We start from the raw sequence: 22,046 nt of genomic DNA on the forward strand, positions 1-22,046 counted from the left end.
TCCGTCTCCCCCGAAGCCCGCGACGACGTACGCTCCGTGCGAGACACACCCCCGATACGTCACGTGAGGCGGCCCGAGAAGACATGGTCAGCACCGAGTACGAGCGAAGGATCGCCGCCCGGTTCGCCACCTTCGACCAGGACGGCAACGGCTACATCGACCGCGCGGACTTCAACGCTGCGGCCAAGGCGGTCCTCAACGAGTTCGGCACCGCGGCCCGGTCCGAGCAGGGGCAGGCCCTGTACGCAGGGGGTGAGGCCTTCTGGCAGGGCATGGCCGGGATAGCGGACCGTGACGGCGACCAGCGCATCACGCGCGAGGAATTCGTGGGGGGCGCGGTCAAGCGGCTGCGCGACAATCCCGACCGGTTCGCCGAGATCGCCCGTCCGTTCCTGCACGCGGCACTCGCCGTGGCGGACTACGACCGTGACGGTGCGGCCACGGTGGACGAGGCCGTGCGCGTCCTGACGGCGCTCGGTGTCCACGAGGACATCGCCCGGACGGCAGCGGCGGCGCTGGACGCCGACGGCGACGGCAAGGTGGGCGAGGCCGAGGTCGTGGCCGCGTTCGCGCGCTACTTCACCGTTACCGAGTAGCGTTCGCGCAGTTTGTGCTTGAGCACCTTCCGCAGCGTGTCGTTGCGCGGGAGGGCATCCACCAGCTCCAGCTGCTCCGGCAGCTTGTGCACGGACAGCCCTTCCGCGCGCAGGTACGAGACGACCGCCGGGAGGGTCAGCCCCCCGATGTCCGCGGCTGTTTCGACCACCGCGCAGACCCGTTCACCGCGCTCTTCGTCGGGCAGCCCGATCACCGCGACGTCCCGGACCGCGGGATGCCGGTGCAGCAGGTCCTCGATCTCCTTGGCGGAGATATTCTCGCCCTTGCGGATGATGACGTCCTTGAGGCGTCCGGTGAGCACCAGATGACCGCTGCCGGTGAGACGGCCGAGGTCGCCCGTGATCAGGAACCCGTCCTCGTCGAACGCCTGAGCCGTCTGGGCCGGGTCCAGATACCCCCGGCAGACGGCCTCCCCCCGCAGCCGCACCTCCCCGTCCACGATCCGTATCTCCATCCCCTCGGGCGGCCGTCCCTCCGTCGTCGCCAGGTTCTCCGCGGAGTCGTGCGGCGATCCCATCGTGATCATCGGTACCTCGGTCATGCCGTACCCGTGGGTGAGCTGCACCTCCATCTCCCGTACGACGGCGTGGTAGACCTCCGGGGGCTTCGGCGCCCCGCCCCCCGCCAGCAGCCGCAAGGACGGGATCACCTTCACCCCCGGCTGCCGGCGCTGCTCGGCGAGGAACATCGAGTAGAAGGCCGTCGATCCGCCGGCCACCGTCACCCCGTGCCTGCGGTAGTCCTAACCGCGTCAGGCGGAGGGGACCCATGACCGAACTGCCTCGCATCATCAGTGTCGACGACCATGTGATCGAGCCCGCGCACTTCTTCGAGACCTGGCTGCCGACGAAGTACCGGGACCGCGGCCCCAAGCCGCTGACGGCGGGGATCGGGGAACTCGCCTACGTCGGCGGCAAGTACCGGATCACGATGGACCCGCAGGGGCCGCCGACCGACTGGTGGATCTACGAGGACCTGAAGTTCCCGTACAAGCGCAACATCGCCGCCGTCGGCTTCGACCGCGACGAGATGACCCTGGAGGGCATCACCCGTCAGGAGATGAGGCGCGGCTGCTGGGACCCGGTGGAGCGGCTGAAGGACATGGACCTCAACCATGTCGAGGCCAGCCTCTGCTTCCCGACCTTCCCCCGCTTCTGCGGTCAGACCTTCGCCGAGGCGCACGACAAGGAGGTCGCCCTTGCCTGCGTGCGCGCGTACAACGACTGGATGGTCGAGGAGTGGTGCGGCGACAGCGGCGGCCGGCTGATCCCGCTGTGCCTCATCCCGCTGTGGGACGTCGCCCTCGCGGTCGCCGAGATCAGGCGCAACGCCGCACGCGGGGTGAAGGCGGTCACCTTCTCCGAGATCCCCACCCATCTCGGCCTGCCGTCCATCCACTCGGGCCACTGGGACCCCTTCTTCGCGGTGTGCGAGGAGACCGGCACGGTCGTGAACATGCACATCCGGTCGTCCTCCCAGATGCCCGCGGCGTCCCCGGACGCCCCGCCCGCCGTACAGGCCTCACTCTCCTTCAACAACGCGATGGCGTCGATGATGGACTTCCTGTTCAGCGGCGTGCTGGTGCGGTACCCGCGGCTCAAGCTCGCCTACTCCGAGGGGCAGATGGGCTGGATCCCCTACGCCCTGGAGCGCGCCGACGACGTCTGGCAGGAGCACCGTGCACGGGGCGGTGTCCGCGACCTGATCCCCGAACCGCCGTCGACGTACTACTACCGGCAGATCTTCTGCTGCTTCTTCCGCGACAAGCACGGCGTCGCCTCCCTCGATGTGGTCGGCCGTGACAACGCCACCTTCGAGACGGACTATCCGCACGTCGACTCGACCTTCCCGCACACCAAGGAGGTCGCGCTCGGCCATGTGAAGGGGCTCGACGACGAGACCGTTCACAAGCTGATGCGCGGCAATGCGATCCGGATGCTCGCACTCGACCTGGACCGCTAGCGGATCTCGCCGACTCGCCCGAGGAACTCGCCGACGACGCCGCCGTCCGTGGTGCCCGCGACTGCCTTCAGGTGCACGGCGGCATGGGGTTCACCTGGGAGTCCGATGTGCACCTGCTGCTGAAGCGGGCATGGGTGCGGACCCAGCGCTCAGGGTTGCATACGGAGAGTGATGAACTTCTGGCCGCCGATCTACTGTCCGATGCCGGGTGAGCGGCTGTGTGCAGGCATGCCGTCGAGCCGGCCCGTGGAAGATGTCGCGGATTGTGGCAATCCGGTGTCACTGAGCGTTGATACCGGGTTGTGTCCTACGCGTGACTTGTCACGGACTGGAGTCGGCGCGGTGCTCGGGTACCTTGTGTGGGATGCGAGCGGTTCCGAGTCCGAGCGAGCCCGGTGCGGCCTCTGTGGCGGCGCCGGATCCGGCGCTGCGTACCGCCCGCAGGGCAGGGCGGCCCGTCGTACCTGCCTGTTCGACTCACCACGGCGAGCGTCGCACAGTATGCCGCACGCGTACTCCTTCGCGCTGGAATATGCCCGAAGCGCTTGTTGGGGTGACTGTACGTCAACCATGCTGTCGTGCAAGGGATTCACGGTCCGTGATCCTGGTTCCTGCCATGCAGACGATGACCACGATCGTGGCCCTTGCGAGGCGCGAGGCGATGTGTCCGCCGGTTCGGATGGTGTGAGCGGTGCAGGTGCTTCAAGTGCAGCTGGAGATCCGGCCCGACCCCGCGGAAGTGGGGCGGGCCCGCCGATGGGCCCGCTCCCGGCTCGTGGGGTCGGGCATAGCGGCGGACGAGCCACTGGCCGAGACGCTGGTTCTGCTCGTCTCCGAACTCGTCACCAACGCCGTGGTGCACACCGGCTGTCCCGCCGTGCTGCGCCTGCTGCTGACGGGTGTGCGGGACGAGTCGTCCTCTTGCGCCGCGGCCGGCACGGTCCGCCTCGAGGTGGCCGACGCCAGCGCCCGGCCGCCGGCTCCCCGGCATGCGATGGGTGACGAGACGGGCGGCCGCGGCCTGGAGCTCGTCGACGGCCTCGCGGACCGCTGGGGCTGGGATCCGGAGGGCGTGGGCAAGCGCATCTGGTGTGAGGTGGACCGCCGTGCGGCCGGAGCCGCGGGCAGGGCGGCGGCGTACGAAGTGGGCCGGGTGCCTCAGGAGTTCGCCTACGGCGTGGTGTAGCCGAAAGGGCCCGGGAGGTACGACGGTGCGCACGCTTGTGTGCGCGGCCGTGCGGGCTGCGGAGGGCCGGAGCGGACCGACGTCGGGTGCGCCGGGCCGTGCATCCGCACGCGCCGTCATAAATGGGGCATAGGTGATGAGTTGACCGGCTGCTGTTGACGTCGCGTATTCGTTTGATCACGCTTATGGACAGCGATTCGCCGTGAGGGGACGCCGAGGGCTCCGGTGACGGGGGTCCTCGACGAGTGCGGATCGTGATTCGGCGTCGGCCTCTCACGGGGAGGGCGGTCCGCGGGACCGTCCGGGGGCAGGGCGGGTACGCCGAGCCGGATGGCGGTGCGCGGTGCCGTGCTCGGGTGAGGCGGGGCGCCTCCCGCTCGAGCGTGGTCAGCAGGCGCGCCGCCACCCGGCCCTTCTCCGCGCGGACCCTGCTCCTAGAGGATCGCCACCGGCGCCACGGGAGTTCCTGTCGCGCCGGTGAACGGTTCCGGCATCGCCGACAGCAGGAAGGTGTAGCGGCCTTCTTGTCCACAGGCTGTGGACAACTCTTCGAGATTCCAGTTCTGGCCCTGCGGCATGCCCATCTCCACCAGGTCCAGGGCGTGGACGGGCAGCCAGAGGTCCTCGATCTCGGGAGGGAAGATCTCGAAGGTGAGGGTGTCGTTCGCGACCGCCGCCACGTCGCGCGCATGGAACCACTGCGGGGTCCGCACCGACAGCCCCGGCGACGGATACCCGTACCCGTGCTTGTCGCCCGCCAGATAGGTCTGGATCTGCCCGGTCCGCACAAGCACGATGTCTCCGGCCCGTACACGTGTACCGGCGAGTTCCTCGGCGGCGTCGAGGTCCTCCGGGGTCACGGCGTGCGCGCCGTCGAGCCGGTTCCGGCCGAGCGCCCGGGGCACGTCGAGCAGCACCCCGCGCGAGACGATGTGCGGGGGCTTGTCGATCCCGCCGAACGCGGCGCCGCTGTGGGGCGTGATCGTGCCGGCCGGGCGCCCGTTGTAGAGCTTTCCGGAGTGCGAGACGTGGGTGAGCGCGTCCCAGTGGGTCGCCGCCTGGAGCCCCATGGTCACCACGTCGTCGCTGCACGCCGCACCGCCGGACCCGAAGATCTCCTGGTTGATCTGCACCATCACGTGCAGCGGATTGACCCGTCCGGGATGAGGCCGGTCTGCACCCCGTCCTGCCGGAGGGGCAGGGCGAGCGGTACACGCCGGCCGCTGCGAACGCAGGCCGCCGCCTCCCTCACCACCTCGTCGGTGATGAGGTTCAGGGTCCCGATCTCGTCGTCATCGCCCCAACGTCCCCAGTTGTTCACGCGCTTGGCCATCTCGTGGAACTCGGCCGGCAGTGACATGAGTCCTCCCCGGGGCTTGTCTCGGACTGCCCGACGGGTCATAAAATCTAACGGTCCGTCAGAAACCGCGGGAAGGGGTCGGGCGTGGGGAACTTCTTGGCAGGCAAGGTCGTCGCCGTGACGGGCGCGGGCCGCGGGATCGGACGGGCGGTGGCGCTGGCCGCGGCGGCGGAGGGCGCACGGGTGGTCGTCAACGACCACGGGGTGTCGGTGGAGGGCGCCTCCCCCACGAGCGAGGTGGCCGAGGCCGTCGTGAAGGAGATCGGTGCGGCGGGCGGCGAGGCCGTCGCGGTCGCCGACGACATCTCCACGATGGCGGGCGGACAACGAGTGGTGGACGAGGCGCTCTCCCGCTACGGGCACCTGGACGGGGTGTTGTGCGTGACGGGCATCCTGCGCGAGCGGATGCTCTTCAACATGACCGAGGAGGAGTGGGACCCGGTCCTCGCGACCCACCTCAAAGGCACGTTCACGGTGTTCCGCGCGGCGTCGGCGGTGATGCGCGCACAGCGCTCCGGCACGCTGATCGGTTTCGCACGGGAACTGGGCGATGTCGTACGGGCGGCGGTGGCGACGGGTGCCGCGAGCGACCCGGTCGTGCGCGACCGCCTCGTGGCGCAGTGGGCCGAACTGCGGGCCATGCGCTGGAACGCCCTGCGCACGCTGGGTGCCGCGGCGGATCCGGGCGCCCCGAGCGTCGCCAAGCTCCTGTGGGGCCGCTGGCACCAGCGGCTGGGCGAGCTGGCGATGCAGGTGCGGGGCGCCGCCGGGGCGGTGGGCCCCACCGACTGGTCGCCGGAGGCACCGTACGAACTCGACCCGTTCCAGCACCTGTTCCTCTTCAGCCGGGCCGACACCGTCTACGGCGGCTCGGACCAGATCCAGCGCACGATCATCGCCGAGCGTGTGCTCGGTCTGCCGAAGGAACCCAGGGGACCGAAGGGCTGAGGAGTTGCGATGCCAGGGACCATACGAGGCGTGCTCTACGACGGCACACGGCCGCAGGTTGTCAGCGACCTGGAGGTGAGGGAGCCGGGACCCGGCGAGGTGCAAGTGGCGGTCTCGGCGGCGGGGCTGTGCCACAGCGACCTGTCCGTGGTGGACGGGACCATTCCGTTCCCGTGCCCCGTGGTGCTGGGCCACGAGGGCGCGGGCGTCGTCGCGGCGGTGGGCGAGGGGGTCACGCATGTCCGGCCGGGCGACCATGTGTCGCTGTCGACCCTGGCGAACTGCGGGACGTGCGCCGAGTGCGACCGTGGGCGGCCGACGATGTGCCGGAAGGCGATCGGACGACCGGGGCAGCCGTTCACCCGGGCCGGCCGGCCGGTGTACCAGTTCGCGTCCAACTCCGCGTTCGCGGAACGCACGGTGGTCAAGGCGGTGCAGGCCGTCCGCATCCCGGAGGACATCCCGCTGCCGTCGGCGGCGCTCATCGGATGCGGCGTGCTGACCGGTGTGGGAGCCGTGCTGAACCGGGCCCGGGTGGGCCAGGGCGAGACCGTTCTTGTCATCGGGACCGGCGGGATCGGCCTCAATGTGCTCCAGGGAGCCCAGATCGCCGGGGCGTCGAGGATCGTGGCGGTGGACGCCAACCCGGACAAGGAGCCGACGGCCCGCAGGTTCGGCGCCACCGACTTCCTCGACTCCGTCGACGAGGTGAGGGACGTGCTTCCCAGCGGCGCCGACCACGCCTTCGAGTGCGTGGGCAGGGTCGAGTTGATCCGCGCGGCGATCGACTCCCTGGACCGCCACGGCCAGGCGATCCTCCTGGGGGTGCCCCCGGCGACGGCCGAAGCCACGTTCCTGGTGTCGTCGATGTACCTGGACAAGTCCATCCTCGGCTGCCGCTACGGCTCCTCCCGCCCCCAGCGGGACATCGCGCTCTACGCCCGGCTCTACCGTGAAGGACGTTTGCTCCTGGACGAGTTGGTGACGGCCACGTACCCGGTGGAGGACTACGGAAAGGCGGCGGCGGACGCGCACGCGGGGAAGGTCGCGCGGGCCGTGCTGACCTTCTGAGCGACTCCGGGCAACCGCTCTCGGGGACTTGTCCACAGGCGGGGGAAAAACCCGTGGGCCGCTGTCGGTGCCATCCCCTACCTTCAGCCGCATGACGTACCGAGACGTGGCCTCCCGAGGGGTCCTGACCTGGGCCGTGGTGGCCGTCGGCGCCCGTATGCCGGTCGCCATGGCCCCGCTCGCCCTGGTCTTCCTCGCCCGTGAGCGGCCCGGCGGCTACACCCTGGGCGCCACCCTTGCCGCCGCGTACGTCATCGGCGAGATCGTCGGCGCCCCTCTCCTCGGGATGCGCATGCCCCCGGACCGTGCCCGCTCCCATCTGGCCGTGGGCCTCGCGGTGGGGGCGGCCGGTTTCGCGGGCCTCGGCGCGTTCCCGGCCGCGCCCGTGGCGGTCCTCGCGGTGCTGGCGTTTCTCGCGGGCGGCGCCCCGGCGGCGGCCCCCGGCGGCCTGCGCTCGCTGCTCACGGCCCTCGTCCCCGGGCGGGCCGTCGCCCAGGCCCTGTCCGCCGAGTCGATGCTGATGTCCGGCATCTGGGCGGTGTCGCCGGCCGCGGTCACCGGTCTCGCTCTCGCGGTGGCGCCCCGGGTGCCGCTGCTCCTGGCGGCGGCCCTGATGGCCGCCTCGGTCGTCGGACTGTGGCTGCTGCCGTCCGGCTGGGACGCGGGCACCGAGGAGCGGGACGGCATGTCGATGGCCCGACTCCTCGCCCGGGCCTGGCCGGTGTACGTGACGGGCGCGGCCAGTCTGTCCCTGCTCCCCCTCGCCGAACTGGTCCTTCCCGCCCTGCTCGAACAGCGCGGTGTGTCCGTCGGCTGGGCGGGCCCGCTGCTGACGGGGCTCGCCCTGGGTTCGGCGGTGGGCGCGTTCGTGTACGGGCTGCGCTCCTGGCCGGGCGGGACGCGCGCCCGGAGCGTGGTGCTGATGTGCGGCCTCTCGATGTGCCTGACGCTGGCCGCGCTGGCACCGAACACGGCCTGGACGGCGGTGGCACTCGTCATGGGTGGCGCGCTCCAGGCGGGCGCGCAGGTCACCCGGAATCTCGCCCTGCGCGAGATCCTCCCGCCCGCCGCGCTGGCCGCGGGCTACTCGGTGATGTATGCGGCCGTGGGCGCCGGCTACGCGGCCACAGGCTCCTTCGCGGGCGCCCTGCTCCACTTCGTCGCGCCCTCGACCGCGATCATGGCGGGCGTCGCCCTGACCCTCGCGCTCACGGCGCTGGGCGCCTGGGGCGAGGGTCCGCGGCGCCCTTCCGTATCCCTCGCCGGCTCATCCCTCGCCGACGGCGAGGGGGGTGCGGTTTCCATCGCCGGTGCGGACGGCGGGAGGGTCGTCCGGCTCCGCGACACCCGTGCGGAACGTCCGCCGATACGCCGTGGGGGTGACCCCGAGCGCCGCCTGTAGGTGCTGGCGCATCGACTGGGCCGTGCCGAACCCGGCGTCCCGCGCCACCAGATCGACCGAGAGATCGGTCGACTCCAGCAGTTGCCGGGCGTGTTCGACGCGCTGCCTGGTCAGCCACTGGCCGGGGCTGACGCCGACCTCCTCGCGGAAGCGGCGTGTGAAGGTGCGCACCGACATGGACTCCTGCTCCGCCATGTCGCGCAGCTGGATGGGCTCGTGGAGGCGTTCGAGTGCCCAGGCGCGGGCGGCGGTCGTGGTGGCCAGCTGCGGTTCCGGCAGCGGGCGGTGGATGTACTGCGCCTGGCCGCCGTCGCGATGGGGCGGTACGACCGTGCGGCGGGCAACCTCGTTGGCGACGGCGGTGCCGTGGTCGCGGCGCACCATGTGCAAGCACAGGTCGATGCCGGCCGCGACACCGGCCGAGGTCAGGACGTCGCCGTCGTCGATGAACAGCACATCGGCGTCGACCCTGATCCGCGGGAAGAGCCGCTGGAAGTGCTCGGCTTCGGCCCAGTGCGTGGTGGCGGGCCGGCCGTCGAGGCGACCGGCGGCCGCGAGGACGTAGACGCCGGTGCAGATGGAGGCGAGCCGGGTGCCCGGCCGGATGTACGCGAGCGCCGCGGCCAGCTCCTCGGTGAGCACGCCCTTCTCGAAGACGGGGCCGAGTTCGTAGGACGCCGGGATGACGACGGTGTCGGCGGTGGCCAGCGCCTGCGGGCCGTTGCCGACGTGGATGGCGAAGTCGGCGTCGGTCTCGACCGGACCCGGTGGCCGGACGGAGCAGGTGACGACCTCGTACAGATGCCGCCCCTCGGCGTCCTTGGGGCGTCCGAAGATCCGGTGCGGGATGCCCAGTTCGAAGGGGAGCAGTCCGTCGAGGGCGAGGACGACGACGCGGTGCGGCCGGAACGCTGGCTCACGGGTCATGGCCCGATCCTAGCGAACCCTGTCCCTCGGGCCACTCGATCCGCTGGATCCGCTGTCGGATCCTGTATGTCGTGACCCAGACAACCGAAGCCGCAGCCACCGAGGACGCCCGGGGCGACAAGAAGCCGTCCCGCGTCCACCGGGCATGGTTCGTCGCGGCGGTCACCTTCGTGACGATCATCGGCGCCGCCGCCTTCCGTTCGCTGCCCGGACTGCTGATCGACCCGTTGCACCAGGAGTTCGGCTGGTCGCGCGGCACGATCGGCGCCGCGGTCTCCGTCAACCTGGCGCTGTACGGGCTGACCGCGCCGTTCGCGGCGGCCCTCATGGACCGCTTCGGCATCCGCCGGATCGTCGCCGTGGCCCTCGCGGTCATCGCGATCGGCTCGGGCACGACCGTCTGGATGTCGGCGGCCTGGCAGCTCATGCTCTGCTGGGGCCTGCTGGTCGGCCTGGGCACGGGCTCGATGGCGCTGGCCTTCGCGGCGACGGTCACCAACCGGTGGTTCACCGAGCGGCGCGGACTGGTGAGCGGGATCCTCACCGCCGCCTCCGCCTCGGGACAGCTGATCTTCCTTCCCGTGCTGTCCTGGATGGTGGAGGGCCACGGCTGGCGCCCCGCCGCGGTGACGGTCTCCCTCGCCGCCCTCGCGGTCATCCCCTTCGTCTGGCTGCTGCTGCGCGACCACCCCGCCGACGTCGGCCTGAAGCCGTACGGTGCGAAGGAGTTCGTGCCGCGTCCCGAGCCGGCGCGCGGGGCCGCCCGCCGCGCGGTCACGGTGCTTCTCTCGGCGGTGCGCACGGGTCCCTTCTGGCTGCTGGCCGGCACCTTCGCGATCTGCGGCGCCTCCACGAACGGCCTGATCCAGACCCACTTCGTCCCGGCCGCGCACGACCACGGCATGCCCATCACGGCGGCCGCCTCCCTCCTCGCGGTCATCGGCGTCTTCGACGTGCTGGGCACGGTCGCCTCGGGCTGGTTCACGGACCGCTACGAACCGCGGCGTCTGCTCGCGGTGTACTACGCCCTGCGCGGCATCTCCCTGCTCTTCCTGCCGATGCTCCTGGCCCCGACGGTCCGTCCACCGATGATCTTCTTCATCGTCTTCTACGGCCTGGACTGGGTCGCCACGGTCCCGCCCACCCTCGCGCTGTGCCGGGAGCGGTACGGCGAGGACAGCGCCATCGTCTTCGGCTGGGTCCTCGCCTCGCACCAGGTCGGCGCGGCCCTGGTCGCCTTCCTGGGCGGCGTCGCACGGGATGTGTTCGGCTCCTACGACGTGGTCTGGTACGCCTCGGGCGCGCTGTGTGCGGCGGCGGCCCTGATGGCGCTGGTGATCCGGCGGCGCCCGGCGGTGGTGCCCGCACTCGCCTGAACGCGAGGGCCGGCCGGGCGGCGGAGTGCCCTGCCCGCTAGACGAACCGGCCCCGGTGGAACAGCAGCGGCGGTTCCTCGTCGTCCCGCGTCCCGAGAGCCCGTACCCGGCGCGCGGGGCGCGTGCCCGGGCCAGGAGGGCGGCGGTGTCCTGGAGTTCGTCGAGCCCGTCGACGCGTATGACCCCGTACTGCCGCATCGCCGCGTCGACCACGTCGTCCGCGCCGGTCAGTTTGCCGGTGTGCGAGGCGGCCGTGCGGGCGCCGGTCCCGGTGCGGCCGACCTTGACCGCGACCACCGGTACTCCGCGCCGGGCGGCACGGTCGGCGGCGAGGAGGAAGGAGCGGCCGTCCTTCAGCCCTTCGATGTAGCAGGCGATGGCGCCGACCTCGGGCTGCTCGGCGAAGTAGGAGAGGAAGTCGGCGGTCTCCAGATCGGCCTCGTTGCCGGTGGGGGCCCAGTGGGAGAGCCGCACACCCAGCTCCTGCAGGGCGAAGACGGGCCGCCCCTGGTGCCCGGACTGGGTGATGAGCGCGATGGCCGGGCCGTCGAGGTCGTCCCGGAACCGCTGGAAGGCGTTGAGGTTGGTGTTGGGCCCGAGCAGCCGGGTCCCGGACCGCTCCGCCGCGGCCGCGAGCCGCGCCTGCGCGTCCGCGCCCTCCCTGCCGGTCTCGGCGAACCCGGAGGCGAAGGCCACCGCGAACTTCACCTTGGCGGCGCCCAGTTCCTCGAACAGCGGCAGAGGGTCGGAGACGAGCAGAACGGCCAGATCGACCTGCTCGGGCAGGTCGGAGAGAGTGGGGGAACAGGGCACCCCGAAGACCGAGCCGCGGGTGGGGTGCACCGGATGCACCCGGGCTCCGACCCGTCCGGCCCAGTCGAGCAACTGCCGGGTGATGCCGGTGTTGGGCCGTCCCTCGGCGTCCGACGCGCCGACGACGGCGACCGACCCGGGCCGGAAGAACCGGTCCAGATCGGGGACCTCGGCGTACAGCGGACGCCCGCTGACGTCGACGTCCGGACCTTCGGCGGGCCTGCCGTGCACCACGGGCGAGGGCTGCTCGTCGCAGCCGAGGACCCGGGCCCGGCGGGCGTCGGTGGTGAGGGTGCCGTGGGTTGATCCAAGCATCGGTCCACCCGCTCCTGTGTGATACAGCTCGGTAACTGACGCAGTGTCAGATTACTGAACTGACGCACTGTCAGGAAGAGACGGAGCGGCACTCGGTGCGCAGCGGCCCGACCCGGGACACGGGCACCCTCGGTGCCGTCGGCGCCGGCACGGTCCCTCCCCGGTGCCCGCACCGCCGGCGACGCCTCCTGCGCCCGGCTCCGGCCCGGGCTCAGAGTGCCGCACGGTCGCGCGCGGTGCGGCGGGCCACCGCCTTGGCGATTCTGCGGGCGTCGATGGCCAGTTCGCGGAACATGCCGCTGATCGGATTGGTGAAGCCGGTGAAGTACAGGCCGGGGGCGGTGCGCGGGCAACGGGCACCGTGGACGACCGGCCTGCCGTGGGCGTCCAGAACGCCCAGATGACCCACGAGGCCCTCCAGGGCGCGTACATAGCCGGTCGCGGCGATCACGGCGTCCGGCTCGATCCGGCTGCCGTCGGCCAGGACGACCTTGCCGTCCTCGAATCCCTCGACGGCCGCCACGATCTCCACCCGGCCCTTGCGCACGGCGTCGATGAGTCCGACGTCCTGCACGGGGATGGCGCCCTCCTTGACGCGGGAGTAGAGGCCGGTGTCGGGCCGGGGCAGACCGTGCGCCGACAGGTCCGGCACGCTGATCCTGGCCATCGGACCGGCCAGCCGGTCGACGAGCCGCACCGGAAGCCGCCGTACGAGGATCCCGGTGAACTGGGCCGCCCATCCGGCCGTGGAGCGGCGCACCACATGGGGGGAGGTGCGCACCGACAGCCGCACCCGGGAGGCCCCGCCCTCCGCCAGGTCGACGGCTATCTCGGCACCCGTGTTGCCGACGCCGACCACGAGGACGTCCCGGCCCGCGTGCGGCGCCGGGTTGCGGTACTCGCCGGCGTGCAGGAACTCACCGCCGTAGGTGTCCCGGCCGGGCCAGTCCGGCATGCGCGGGGTGTGGTTGAAGCCGGTGGCGACGACCACGGCGCTGCCCGTCAGTTCACGGCCGCCGGTGGCGTGCAGCAGCCAGCCGGTGCCGCCCGCCGCGGGCTCGATGCGTGAGACCTCGACGCCGGTGACGATCTCCAACTGGTGGTGTTCGGCGTACTTCTCGAGATAGCGCACCACGTCGTCGCGGGCCACCCACCGCCCGAAGGACCGCGGCATCGCCAGTCCGGGCAGGGCCGACAGGCGCCGCGTGGTGTGCAGGCGCAGCCGGTCGTAGTGGCGCCGCCAGGACGCCCCGACGCGGTCGGACTTCTCCAGGACGACGGCCCGAACGCCCTGGGCGCGCAGTGCGTACGCCGCGGCGAGCCCTCCCGGCCCGCCGCCGATGACGTACACCGGTCGGTCCTCGTGCGACGGCACCGCTGGGCGCGACGAAGTGGTGGTCGAGTCGGCCATGAGCGGAGCGTATCCGCGCATGTCGTTGATGGGTCTCGGTCAAGACCGGAATCGGTTGCGAATCGATCACGGCTGTAGGAGGAGTGCGCGGAGCGCGTGTCGTAGTCCGACCGGTTGTGGTGGACGGGTGTGCGTTCCTGTCGCTCGTCCGCGGAGGGCGGGAAGCTGCGGTGCGGCACGGGGCTCTTGCGCCGAGCGGGTCCGTGCGCTGAACTGACGTACCGTCAGGTATGGGCTCGGTGGGAGGCGGGGCGCCGTATGGACACGATCTGGCTCACCGGAGCGGAATGGCTCGCCGTGCTCCGCATCGGTCTCGGCCTGTGGTGGCTCGAGAGCTGGCGGCACAAGGACAGGAAGGCGTGGTTCCGGCGGGGCACCGGGATCGCGTGGGCCGCGGACGTCGCCTCCGGACACCGGTGGACGGCGGTGCGCAGGGGGTTCGACGTCGTGGTCGCGCCCCGGCCGCGGACGACGGCCTACGTGGTCGTCCACGCCGAACTGGCCATCGGGCTCGGCCTGATCGCGGGCCTTCTCACCCCGGTCGCCCTGGCCGGCGGACTGCTCCTCAACGTCCTCTACTTCGTCCTCATGATCCATGACTGGGCCGAGCAGGGACAGAACTCGATGATGGCGCTGATCTCGGTGGTCGCCCTGTTCGGGATGTCCTGGCAGACCTGGGCGGCCGACGGCGCCCTGGGGCTGTTCCGGTGAGCGGGGCGCCGCAGGGCGGGCCCCGCTACGACGAGCCCGAGGCCGACGCCTTCACGCGGACGTACTGGGACGCGGCGGCGCGGGGGCGGCTGCTGATCCGCCGGTGTGCCGCGTGCGGGCGCGCGCACCACTACCCGCGGGAGTTCTGCCCGCACTGCTGGAGCGAGGACGTGGTCTGGGAGGCGGCGAGCGGCCGGGCCACGCTCTACACCTGGTCCGTCGTCCACCGCAACGACCTGCCTCCCTTCCGGGACCGCACGCCGTATGTGGCCGCCGTGGTCGACCTCGCGGAGGGTCCGCGGATGATGACGGAGGTGGTGGAGTGCGGGAGGCCGAACTGCGCGTGGGGATGGGACTCAGGGCGGCCTTCCGGGCGGTGGGGTCCGTCGCCGTACCGGTCTTCCGGCCGTCGCACCGGGGCTGAGGGCGACCTCGTCGCGGAAGCCGGAAATCGGGAGGTGCGCAGGCGCCGTACGGGTTTCAATGGCCCGATGGCCGACTTCGAGAAGAACTCCGCGGTGCTGGTGACCCCCTTCCCCGAACTGCGCGGCCACGGGCTGCTGCTGTCCTCGTGGGACCCCGGGTCCGAGGAGCATGTCGAGGCGCATCTGCGGGGGTTGACGGATCCCGACTTCCGCCGGTGGAACACCCCCCTGATGACCGTGGTGGACCGGCAGAGCGCGCATGACTCGCTCAGGTCGAAGGCGAAGCACGCGGCCGACGGGACGAGCGCCCTGTTCCGGATCACCGACCCGGAACGCGGTACGACGCTCGGGCACATCGGCGTCAATGACATCGACCGGGTCATGCGCACCGCCCGCGTCGGCTACTGGGTGCTGCCCGAGGCCCGCGGCCGGGGCGTGGCCACCCGCGCACTGGCCCTCGCCGCCGACTGGGCCCTTGCCGGCCTGGGCCTCCATCGTCTGGAGCTGGGCCATGCCCTGGGCCATGAGGCGTCCTGCCGCATAGCCGAGCGGTGCGGCTTCCGGTACGAGGGCACCTTGCGCGGTGCGATGTTCGAAGCGGGACGGCAGGACGCCTTCCGGGACGAACATCTGCACGGCCGAATCGCCGGGGACCCGGAGCCGACGGTCCCGTAGCCGTCACGGATCGCGGGGGGCCGGGGCTGCTCCCCGCTCAGGGCCACAGCAGTTCCCTCGCCCACCCCTGCTCCGATCGGCGGTAGACCAGGCGCACATGCCGGCGCCGTTCGTCCCCCTGGAAGAACTCCACCTCCTGCGGACGGACGCGGTAGAGCGTCCAGGACGGCACCGGGGCATCGGGCTGCCGTTGCGCCCGCTCCCACGCCTCCTGCGAGGCGCGCGCCAACTCCTGTGCCGATCCGAGCACTTCGCTCTGGCGGCCGGTGAGCGCCGCGGCCAGCGCGCCGGTCGAGCGGGCGTGCAGATCCGCCCGGCCCTCGGCGGCGGGCGCGGCCGAGACCGGTCCGCGCACCCGGACCTGACGGCCCTGCACAGGCCAGTAGAAGCCCAGCGCGGCATACGGTCTCGCCGCCAGTTGCCGGCCCTTGCGGCTGCCCGCGTGCGTGGCGAACGCCCATCCCTGCGCGTCCGCGCCGTGCAGCATCACGATGCGGACGTCCGGCGTGCCGTCCGGGTCCGCCGTCGCCAGCGACATCGTGTGCGGTTCGCTCTGTCCCGCGGCCACCGCCCGGGCGAACCACTGAGTGAACAGTGTCAGCGGCTCCTCCGGTGCCGTCGCCGGGTCGAAGGAGGGCAGTTCGGTGGTCTCCGGGTCCCACACCTTCAGGGTCCTGAGCAGCTCGTGAAGATCCGTTCCCATGCCTCGAGTATCACCTCCGCACCCGAGGGCGGGACATGCCGGGCCGTCGTCCGTGCGGCGGCCGGGTCCGCGACCCACTCGCGGCAGTGCCCTCGCACCGCTCACCGCCCGAGCAACAGCGTCCCCGACGAGCAGAACCAGCCCCCCGTCCCGGAGGCGACCCCCAGCCGGGGCAATGCGCCGCCGCGCCGACGCACTTGACGGTCCCCGGCCTCACCGCGCAGTTGCCGCACCGCCTCGACCAGCAGGAACAGGCCCCGCATCCCGGGATGCTGGGCCGAGAGCCCGCCCCCGTCGGTGTTCACAGGCAGCTCCCCGCCCCGCACCAGCAGCCGCCCCTTCTCCACGAACGGGCCTCCCTCGCCCTTTCCGCAGAAGCCGAGGTCCTCCAGCGTCACCAGCGTCATATAGCTGAAGGCGTCGTAGATCTCCGCGAAGTCGACCTCCTGCGGGCGCACCCCCGCGCGCTCGAAGGCCAGCCTGCCGCTCACGGCCGCGGGCGACACGGTGAAGTCCGGCCACTCGGACATGGCCGCGTGCGAGACGTGCTCGCCGGCGCCGAGCACCCACACCGGTGCGGTGCGGCAGTCCGGCACCAGGTCCTCGGCCACCAGCAGCACCGCGGCGCCACCGTCGGAGCGTATGCAGCAATGGAGTCTGGTGAAGGGATCCGCGATCATCGGGCCGGACAGCACCTCGTCGACCGTGACGGGGTCGCGGAACATCGCCTCCGGGTTGGCCGACGCGTTGGCCCGCGCCTGCACCGCCACCTCGGCCAGCTGCTCGATCGTCGTGCCGTACCGGTGCATGTGGCGGCGGGTCGCCATCGCGTACTTGGCGATGAGCGTGTGGCCGTAGGGCACCTCGAACTGGAGGGGGCCGCGGGCACCGAAGGACAGTGTGCCGGTGCGGCGTCCCGCTCCGATGTCGGCGCGGGCCGTCGAGCCGTAGACCAGGAGCACCGCCCGCGCGCGGCCGGCCGCGATCGCGTCCACGGCGTGCGCCGCCATGACCTCCCAGGTGGAGCCGCCGACGGAGGTGGAGTCCACCCAGGTGGGTCTGAGCCCCAGGTACTCGGCGACCTCCACCGGTGCCAGTGTGCCGAGCCCCGCCGAGGCGAAGCCGTCCACCAGAGCGCGGTCGAGGCCCGCGTCGGCCAGGGCGCGGCGGGCCGCCTGGGCGTGGAGGGTGTAGGGCGTCGCCTCGTCGACCCGGCCGCAGTCGGACAGCGAAACGCCCGCGATCGCGGCTCTCCGAGCGGTCAGGGGAGTCATGGATCTGACGGTACATCAGATCGTTGACCGCCGGACCTGTGCATGAGCGGCCCTCCGCTCTAATATGACGCCTCGTCAGATGAGAGAGGGCCTGCCCATGGACGCCCGCTTCACCGCCGAACAGGACGAGATCCGCCGCACCGTGCGGGAGGTGCTCGCGGCACGCTGCGGGCCGGAGGACGTCCGGGCCGCCGTCCGTACCGACGCCGGGTACGACCCCGCTCTCTGGGCCACGCTCGCCAAGCAGCTCGGTCTGCCCGGTCTGGCGCTTCCCGAGGACTACGGCGGCGTCGGCTGCACCATCACCGAACTGGCCCTCGCGAGCGAGGAGGTCGGCCGCGGCCCGGCCCTCTCCCCGCTGCTGTCGACGGCCGTCCTCGCCGCCCCGCTGCTGCTCGCGCTCGGCACGGAGGACCAGCGCGCCGAACTGCTGCCCCGCATCGCCTCGGGGGAGCTGACCGCCGCCCTGGCCGTGCCGGGCACGGCCCTCGCCACCGCCCTCGCTCTGGTCGGCGGCAACCGGGGGGACTGGGTCGGCGGGGGGCGTGCGGGCGGCGTCCAGGCCCGGCGGGTCCGCGGGGCCTGGCGGTTGTACGGCGAGGCCGGCCAGGTGCTCGACGGGCACAGCGCCGGGCTGCTTCTCGTGGCCGCCCACGCCGGCGGCTTCGCACGGTCGCGGACCCTGCTGTTCCTCGTACGCGATGCCGGGCTGCGGACACGGCAGACGGCTCTGGACGTGACCCGTCCCCGCGCCCGGGTCCGGCTGCGCGACGTCGAGGCGGAGCTGCTGGGCGAGGACGGAGCCGATGTGCCGGGCGCGCTCGCCGCCGTCGGGAACCGCGCCGCGGCCGTCCTCGCCTGCGAGGCCGTGGGGGCCGCCGACCGGGTGCTGGAACGGACCGTCGAGTACGTCGGGCAACGGGAGCAGTTCGGGCGGGCGATCGGGTCATTCCAGGCCGTGAAGCACCGCCTGGCCGATGTGTACGTGAGTGTGCAGACGGCTCGTTCGGCGGCCTACTACGCGGCCTGGGCGGCCGGGCAGGGGGAGCCGGTGGGCGGGCTCGCCCTGGCACAGGCGCTGGAGGCGCTGCGGACCGCCGCGGCCGAGGGGATCCAGCTGCACGGCGGCATCGGGTTCACCTGGGAGCACGAGGCGCATCTCTTCTTCAAGCGGGCGGCCGGCGACGAGCTGCTGTTCGGTCCCGTGCACCGGCTGCGGGCGCACGCCGCCGACGCCGCCGGGCTCTTCGAGGGGCGGGAGGTGGCCGTATGACGTCCGCGGGTGTACGGATCGTGCAGAAGCTTTCCTCCATGGGCGCCTTCGCGAAGGTCGCGCCCCACGTCGTGCCGGCGACGGACCGTGCGGTGCATCGGCTGACCCGGGGGAGGGTCCTGCTCAGCTCCCTGATGCTGCCGGGTGTGGTCCTCACCTCCACCGGAGCCAGGAGCGGGCTGCCGCGCCGTACGCCCCTGGCGTGCATGCCGGAGCGCAGCGGCCGCTGGATCGTCGTCGGGTCGAACTTCGGGCGGAGCGGTCACCCCGCCTGGACCGCCAACCTCCTCGTCCGTCCCGACGCCGAGATCAGCTGGAAGGGGGAGGCCGTCCCGGTCACCGCCCGTCTGCTGGAGGGCCGTGAGCGGGCGGAGGCCTGGGAGGCGGTCGTGGCCTTCTGGCCCCCGTACGCGACGTACCAGGAGCGGGTGGAGCGGGAGATCCGGTTGTTCCGGCTCGTGCGGCGGTGATCAGGCCGTCGGGCGGCGCCGATCGCCGGGCCGGCGGGCGATCGGCCCGGCGGTGGGCCGGTGCGGGGCCGACGCGTCGTTCAGATCGTCGCCAGACGCTCCACCAGCAGGAACGCACCGATCCCCAGCATCGCCGCGCCGCTTGTCCGGGTGACCGCACGGGTGGCGGAAGGGTGAGTGCGCAGCACGGCCCGGGCCAGGGTGCCGACGGTCAGGTAGACGGCGGCGCAGCACGCCATGTGCGCCAGGCCGAGCACCCCCGTCTGCACCGCCACCGGCGGGTGCGCACCCCGCGTGACCAGGAACTGGGGCAGCACCGAGAGAAACAGCAGCAGCCCCTTGGGGTTCAGTCCGCTGATCGCCGCGCCCCGCAGGAAGCCGATGGCCGGCGACGTGCCGGTGGTGCCCTCCGGCGCCGCGCCCGGAGTGCCGGGGCGGCGCAGCACCTGCCAGCCCAGCCGGACCAGATATCCGGCTCCGGCCACCGTCAGCGCCGTCAGCAACCCGGGTGACCCCGCCACCAGAACCACGAGCCCCGCCGCCGCAAGGGCCGTGTGCGCCGCGTACCCGGCCACCAGGCCCGCCACCGCCGGGACCACCGACCGCCCCCGCAAGCCCGCCGCGATCGCGTACGCCCAGTCCGCACCCGGCACACACACCAGAAGCAGGTCCACGGCGAGGAAAGACATCAAGGTTCCCGTGTCCATGCCGGTGACATTAGGCGGGATCGGCCCGAAAGTGTTCCTTGAATTTGCACAAAGCAGCCCGTTTCGAGGGAGAATCTGTCTCATGGACAGTGTGGATCGGGAAATCCTTGCCGAGCTCCAGCGGGACGGGCGGCTGACCGTGACGGAGCTGGCCGCGCGGGTGCGGCTCAGCGTCTCGCCGTGCCACCGGCGGCTGCGCGAGCTGGAGCGGAGCGGGGCGATACGCGGGTACCGGGCGGTCGTGGACCCGGCCGCACTCGGGCTGAACTTCGAGGCGCTGGTCTTCGTCTCGATGCGCCAAGAGGACAGGGACACCGTCGCCGAGTTCGAGCGGGCGATCGGCGAGGTGGAGCACGTCCTGGAGGCGCAGCGGCTGTTCGGCGACCCGGACTATCTGCTGCGGATCGCCACCGGCGACCTAGCCGCCTTCCAGCGGCTGTACGACGAGCGCCTCGCCACGCTTCCCGGCGTGGGGCGGCTGACGTCCACCCTGGTGATGAAGCACGTGGTGGAGGACCGTCCGCTGCCCGCCACCCGCACATGAGCAGCGGGCGATGGTCCACCGGAGTGAACCACCGCCCGCATGACAGAACTTGGGCTGGAACAGCCGACCAGGGCAGGGAAAAGCTTACGGCGACGCAGCGTGACGAACGCCTACTTCGTCGGCTTCTTCCCCGTGACACCCAGATGCACCAACAGTGCGAGGTTCGGTTTCAGTTCGGCCTGTTTGACGCCCCAGGACTGGAAGCCCTTCTGGTGCGAGGCCACGGACGCGAGCATCGCCACGAGCGAACCGGCCACGGCCGCCGGGTTCACGTCCTTGTCGACCCTGCCTTTGGACTGGAGTTCGGTGATGGAGTCCGCCAGGGAGTTGTTCACCGAGTTGAGGATCTTCATGCGGATCTTGTAGAAGCGCTTGTCGCCCTCGGCCGCCCCGAGGTCGACGACCCGCAGGATCGCGTCGTGTTTGCGCCAGAACTCGAGGAATCCGTCGACGAGTTCCTGCGCGGTCTGCCAGCCCGTCTTGCCGACCCACGAGCGCCCTTCGAGCAGCGCGGTCAACCCCGCGCCCTCCGCGGCCATTTGCTCGGCGATCTCCAGGACGGCGCCTTCGACGTCCGGGAAGTACTGGTAGAAGGTCGCCGGCGACGTCCCGGCCTTCCGGGCGACATCAATGACTTTGACGTCCCGGTACGGCGACGAGCTGAGCATCTCGCTGAGGCAGTCGAGCAGCTTCTGCCGGGTCGCCTGCCCACGCCGACCCGCCACGCGGCCGTCGACGGTACGCACTTGTCCTGTCATGCCGTCAGCTTACCGAGGGGTGATCGGAGCGCGATTCGGCCGACTGCAAATGGGGAGTAGGGGGGTGCACAACCGCTCCCCGGGCGTGTGAGAAGGGAGTACGCGGGCGCGCGCCCGACGGGAAGCGCCCTTAAGTTGGCGGCATGGCCGAAAATCCGCCCTCGACCCCGCCAGGCGGGAACGGTGCGAGCCCTGGAGAGGGCACCTCCGGTCGTGAGGATCCGGACGGGCCCGCCTTCCCGGAGGGGGTCCCCTGCTGGATCGACGCGCACCTGCCCGACGTCGAGGCGGGCAAGCGGTTCTACGGCGGCGTCTTCGGATGGGACTTCGAGAACGCCCGGGGCTCGGTGTGGGCCCGTTCGGGCGGCGAGACGGTGGCCGCGCTGGTGCCCAAGCGGAACGGGCGGATGCCCACCGTCTGGACGGTGTACTTCGCGACGCCCGACGCCACGGCGCTCTCCGGGCGGATCCGGTCGGCAGGGGGCCGGATCGTCGTTCCGCCCACGCCGGTGGATTCGCTGGGCGCCATGGGGCTGGCCGCCGACCCCGAGGGCGCCGTCTTCGGACTGTGGCAGGCCGGTACGCACCCGGGCTTCGGAAGGCGGCACGAACCCGGCTCCTTCACCTGGGCCGAGCTCTACGCGCGGGACACGGCCGCCGCGAACACCTTCTACACGGGTCTGTTCCACGACGCCCTGTTCGGCCCGGACGCGGTGCCCGACTTCGGTCGCGCATCCCTGCTGGACGTCTTCCCGGCCGAGATGCCGCCCCACTTCCTCGTCCACTTCGGTGTCGCGGACGGCGCGGCCGCGCTCGGCGTGCTGAGCCGGCTCGGCGGTCGCGTACAGGTACCACCGTTCGAGACCTCGTACGGATGGGTGGCGGTGGTCACGGACGATCAGGGGGCTTCCTTCGCACTGCTCCAGCGCTGACCGGGGCCCTTTCCCCGTCAGGGGCCGCACTTCGTGGCACGGCGGGGGCGCGCGGGGCGGCACTTCACGGGCGCCTCAGGCGTTTCATGATGCGGGCGCCTGCTTCCCGAAGGGCGGTCCGGCATGGTTTTGTCCTGAGACACCCCGATCCGCCCCCGGGTTCGCAACCAGTGGCCCGGACAGGG

18 protein-coding genes and 6 pseudogenes are annotated in these 22,046 nt (G+C 71.9%); 15 read left to right on the forward strand and 9 right to left on the reverse strand.

The window, feature by feature from the left end:
• The first annotated feature begins 83 nt into the window (after positions 1-83).
• Complete coding sequence (locus tag RCR19_RS20735) at positions 84-596, forward strand: EF-hand domain-containing protein (protein WP_331266490.1); 513 nt, start codon at positions 84-86, stop codon at positions 594-596.
• Here RCR19_RS20735 and RCR19_RS20740 read toward each other — a convergent pair.
• A pseudogene (locus tag RCR19_RS20740) lies at positions 575-1,357 on the reverse strand (AMP-binding protein); the annotation flags it as partial. The gene RCR19_RS20735 and the pseudogene RCR19_RS20740 overlap by 22 nt on opposite strands.
• A gap of 29 nt (positions 1,358-1,386) precedes the next feature.
• On the opposite strand from RCR19_RS20740, the gene RCR19_RS20745 reads away from it, so the two are divergent.
• From RCR19_RS20745 to RCR19_RS20755, 3 genes and pseudogenes are all read left to right on the forward strand, one after another.
• Complete coding sequence (locus RCR19_RS20745) at positions 1,387-2,580, forward strand: amidohydrolase family protein (protein WP_331266491.1); 1,194 nt, start codon at positions 1,387-1,389, stop codon at positions 2,578-2,580.
• Between the two features lie 26 nt (positions 2,581-2,606).
• Positions 2,607-2,792: pseudogene (locus tag RCR19_RS20750) on the forward strand (acyl-CoA dehydrogenase); the annotation flags it as partial.
• A 479-nt stretch (positions 2,793-3,271) separates the two neighbouring features.
• Entirely contained in the window at positions 3,272-3,766 is a 495-nt protein-coding gene (locus tag RCR19_RS20755) for an ATP-binding protein (RefSeq protein ID WP_331266492.1), read from the forward strand.
• A gap of 434 nt (positions 3,767-4,200) precedes the next feature.
• Here the strand turns inward: RCR19_RS20755 and RCR19_RS20760 are convergent.
• Positions 4,201-5,126: pseudogene (locus RCR19_RS20760) on the reverse strand (cyclase family protein).
• 84 nt (positions 5,127-5,210) lie between these two features.
• On the opposite strand from RCR19_RS20760, the gene RCR19_RS20765 reads away from it, so the two are divergent.
• The 3 genes and pseudogenes from RCR19_RS20765 to RCR19_RS20775 all read left to right on the forward strand — a co-directional run.
• Positions 5,211-6,074 carry an SDR family NAD(P)-dependent oxidoreductase gene (locus RCR19_RS20765; RefSeq protein WP_331266493.1) on the forward strand — a complete coding sequence of 288 codons (864 nt, stop codon included), beginning with the start codon at positions 5,211-5,213 and terminating at the stop codon, positions 6,072-6,074.
• A 21-nt stretch (positions 6,075-6,095) separates the two neighbouring features.
• Complete coding sequence (locus tag RCR19_RS20770; RefSeq protein WP_331269503.1) at positions 6,096-7,145, forward strand: Zn-dependent alcohol dehydrogenase; 1,050 nt, start codon at positions 6,096-6,098, stop codon at positions 7,143-7,145.
• Positions 7,146-7,236: 91 nt separating this feature from the next.
• A pseudogene (locus tag RCR19_RS20775) lies at positions 7,237-8,379 on the forward strand (MFS transporter); the annotation flags it as partial.
• A gap of 33 nt (positions 8,380-8,412) precedes the next feature.
• Here RCR19_RS20775 and RCR19_RS20780 read toward each other — a convergent pair.
• Positions 8,413-9,474: a helix-turn-helix domain-containing protein gene (locus tag RCR19_RS20780; protein ID WP_331266494.1), complete on the reverse strand. Its 1,062-nt coding sequence runs from the start codon at positions 9,472-9,474 to the stop codon at positions 8,413-8,415.
• 71 nt (positions 9,475-9,545) lie between these two features.
• On the opposite strand from RCR19_RS20780, the gene RCR19_RS20785 reads away from it, so the two are divergent.
• Positions 9,546-10,850 (forward strand): MFS transporter, encoded by a 1,305-nt coding sequence (locus RCR19_RS20785; protein WP_331266495.1) that lies wholly within the window; start codon positions 9,546-9,548, stop codon positions 10,848-10,850.
• A 108-nt stretch (positions 10,851-10,958) separates the two neighbouring features.
• On the opposite strand, the pseudogene RCR19_RS20790 reads toward RCR19_RS20785, so the two are convergent.
• Both RCR19_RS20790 and RCR19_RS20795 read right to left on the reverse strand, forming a co-directional pair.
• Positions 10,959-11,978: pseudogene (locus RCR19_RS20790) on the reverse strand (CoA-binding protein); the annotation flags it as partial.
• A 211-nt stretch (positions 11,979-12,189) separates the two neighbouring features.
• Positions 12,190-13,389, reverse strand: a complete 1,200-nt coding sequence (locus RCR19_RS20795; RefSeq protein WP_331266496.1) for an NAD(P)/FAD-dependent oxidoreductase — start codon at positions 13,387-13,389, stop codon at positions 12,190-12,192.
• 258 nt (positions 13,390-13,647) lie between these two features.
• Here RCR19_RS20795 and RCR19_RS20800 point away from each other — a divergent pair, with 258 nt between their 5' ends.
• The 3 genes and pseudogenes from RCR19_RS20800 to RCR19_RS20810 all read left to right on the forward strand — a co-directional run bounded on the left by RCR19_RS20800 (position 13,648) and on the right by RCR19_RS20810 (position 15,200).
• Positions 13,648-14,100, forward strand: coding sequence for a DoxX family protein (locus RCR19_RS20800; protein ID WP_331266497.1), 453 nt, complete (start codon positions 13,648-13,650; stop codon positions 14,098-14,100).
• Positions 14,097-14,524, forward strand: a pseudogene (locus RCR19_RS20805) (OB-fold domain-containing protein). The gene RCR19_RS20800 and the pseudogene RCR19_RS20805 overlap by 4 nt, the downstream one beginning before the upstream one ends.
• A gap of 67 nt (positions 14,525-14,591) precedes the next feature.
• On the forward strand, positions 14,592-15,200 hold the full coding sequence (locus RCR19_RS20810) for a GNAT family protein (protein ID WP_331266498.1): 609 nt from the start codon (positions 14,592-14,594) through the stop codon (positions 15,198-15,200).
• Positions 15,201-15,237: 37 nt separating this feature from the next.
• Here RCR19_RS20810 and RCR19_RS20815 read toward each other — a convergent pair whose 3' ends face one another.
• Together RCR19_RS20815 and RCR19_RS20820 are read right to left on the reverse strand one after the other, a co-directional pair.
• A complete protein-coding gene (locus RCR19_RS20815; protein WP_331266499.1) occupies positions 15,238-15,903 on the reverse strand; it encodes a pyridoxal 5'-phosphate synthase in 666 nt (221 codons plus the stop codon).
• Between the two features lie 101 nt (positions 15,904-16,004).
• The gene (locus tag RCR19_RS20820; protein ID WP_331266500.1) at positions 16,005-17,177 is read right to left on the reverse strand and encodes an acetyl-CoA acetyltransferase; all 1,173 of its coding nucleotides are present in this window, start codon (positions 17,175-17,177) and stop codon (positions 16,005-16,007) included.
• Between the two features lie 97 nt (positions 17,178-17,274).
• On the opposite strand from RCR19_RS20820, the gene RCR19_RS20825 reads away from it, so the two are divergent.
• Positions 17,275-18,450: an acyl-CoA dehydrogenase family protein gene (locus RCR19_RS20825; protein ID WP_331269504.1), complete on the forward strand. Its 1,176-nt coding sequence runs from the start codon at positions 17,275-17,277 to the stop codon at positions 18,448-18,450.
• A complete protein-coding gene (locus RCR19_RS20830) occupies positions 18,447-18,920 on the forward strand; it encodes a nitroreductase family deazaflavin-dependent oxidoreductase (protein WP_331266501.1) in 474 nt (157 codons plus the stop codon). Before RCR19_RS20825 ends, RCR19_RS20830 begins: the two co-directional genes overlap by 4 nt.
• An 80-nt stretch (positions 18,921-19,000) precedes the next feature.
• On the opposite strand, the gene RCR19_RS20835 is transcribed toward RCR19_RS20830, so the two are convergent.
• Positions 19,001-19,627 carry a LysE family translocator gene (locus RCR19_RS20835; protein ID WP_331266502.1) on the reverse strand — a complete coding sequence of 209 codons (627 nt, stop codon included), beginning with the start codon at positions 19,625-19,627 and terminating at the stop codon, positions 19,001-19,003.
• An 82-nt stretch (positions 19,628-19,709) separates the two neighbouring features.
• Between RCR19_RS20835 and RCR19_RS20840 the strand changes: the two genes are divergently transcribed.
• Entirely contained in the window at positions 19,710-20,171 is a 462-nt protein-coding gene (locus tag RCR19_RS20840; protein ID WP_331266503.1) for an Lrp/AsnC family transcriptional regulator, read from the forward strand.
• 110 nt (positions 20,172-20,281) lie between these two features.
• On the opposite strand, the gene RCR19_RS20845 is transcribed toward RCR19_RS20840, so the two are convergent.
• Entirely contained in the window at positions 20,282-20,929 is a 648-nt protein-coding gene (locus RCR19_RS20845; RefSeq protein WP_079050609.1) for a TetR family transcriptional regulator, read from the reverse strand.
• A gap of 143 nt (positions 20,930-21,072) precedes the next feature.
• On the opposite strand from RCR19_RS20845, the gene RCR19_RS20850 reads away from it, so the two are divergent.
• Positions 21,073-21,861 (forward strand): VOC family protein, encoded by a 789-nt coding sequence (locus RCR19_RS20850; RefSeq protein WP_331266504.1) that lies wholly within the window; start codon positions 21,073-21,075, stop codon positions 21,859-21,861.
• The last annotated feature ends 185 nt before the right edge of the window (positions 21,862-22,046 follow it).

It is taken from the genome of Streptomyces sp. WAC07094 (assembly GCF_036320405.1).
GTDB lineage: Bacteria > Actinomycetota > Actinomycetes > Streptomycetales > Streptomycetaceae > Streptomyces > Streptomyces lannensis.

What these genes read in the sequence shown, in the direction of transcription:
- RCR19_RS20800 (WP_331266497.1), top strand. Translation starts at nt 13,648, where the DNA reads ATGGACACGATCTGGCTCACCGGAGCGGAATGGCTCGCCGTGCTCCGC.
- RCR19_RS20735 (WP_331266490.1), top strand. Translation starts at nt 84, where the DNA reads ATGGTCAGCACCGAGTACGAGCGAAGGATCGCCGCCCGGTTCGCCACC.
- RCR19_RS20780 (WP_331266494.1), bottom strand. Translation starts at nt 9,474, where the DNA reads ATGACCCGTGAGCCAGCGTTCCGGCCGCACCGCGTCGTCGTCCTCGCC.
- RCR19_RS20830 (WP_331266501.1), top strand. Translation starts at nt 18,447, where the DNA reads ATGACGTCCGCGGGTGTACGGATCGTGCAGAAGCTTTCCTCCATGGGC.
- RCR19_RS20840 (WP_331266503.1), top strand. Translation starts at nt 19,710, where the DNA reads ATGGACAGTGTGGATCGGGAAATCCTTGCCGAGCTCCAGCGGGACGGG.
- RCR19_RS20825 (WP_331269504.1), top strand. Translation starts at nt 17,275, where the DNA reads ATGGACGCCCGCTTCACCGCCGAACAGGACGAGATCCGCCGCACCGTG.
- RCR19_RS20815 (WP_331266499.1), bottom strand. Translation starts at nt 15,903, where the DNA reads ATGGGAACGGATCTTCACGAGCTGCTCAGGACCCTGAAGGTGTGGGAC.
- RCR19_RS20820 (WP_331266500.1), bottom strand. Translation starts at nt 17,177, where the DNA reads ATGACTCCCCTGACCGCTCGGAGAGCCGCGATCGCGGGCGTTTCGCTG.
- RCR19_RS20835 (WP_331266502.1), bottom strand. Translation starts at nt 19,627, where the DNA reads ATGGACACGGGAACCTTGATGTCTTTCCTCGCCGTGGACCTGCTTCTG.
- RCR19_RS20845 (WP_079050609.1), bottom strand. Translation starts at nt 20,929, where the DNA reads ATGACAGGACAAGTGCGTACCGTCGACGGCCGCGTGGCGGGTCGGCGT.
- RCR19_RS20795 (WP_331266496.1), bottom strand. Translation starts at nt 13,389, where the DNA reads ATGGCCGACTCGACCACCACTTCGTCGCGCCCAGCGGTGCCGTCGCAC.
- RCR19_RS20810 (WP_331266498.1), top strand. Translation starts at nt 14,592, where the DNA reads ATGGCCGACTTCGAGAAGAACTCCGCGGTGCTGGTGACCCCCTTCCCC.
- RCR19_RS20745 (WP_331266491.1), top strand. Translation starts at nt 1,387, where the DNA reads ATGACCGAACTGCCTCGCATCATCAGTGTCGACGACCATGTGATCGAG.
- RCR19_RS20850 (WP_331266504.1), top strand. Translation starts at nt 21,073, where the DNA reads ATGGCCGAAAATCCGCCCTCGACCCCGCCAGGCGGGAACGGTGCGAGC.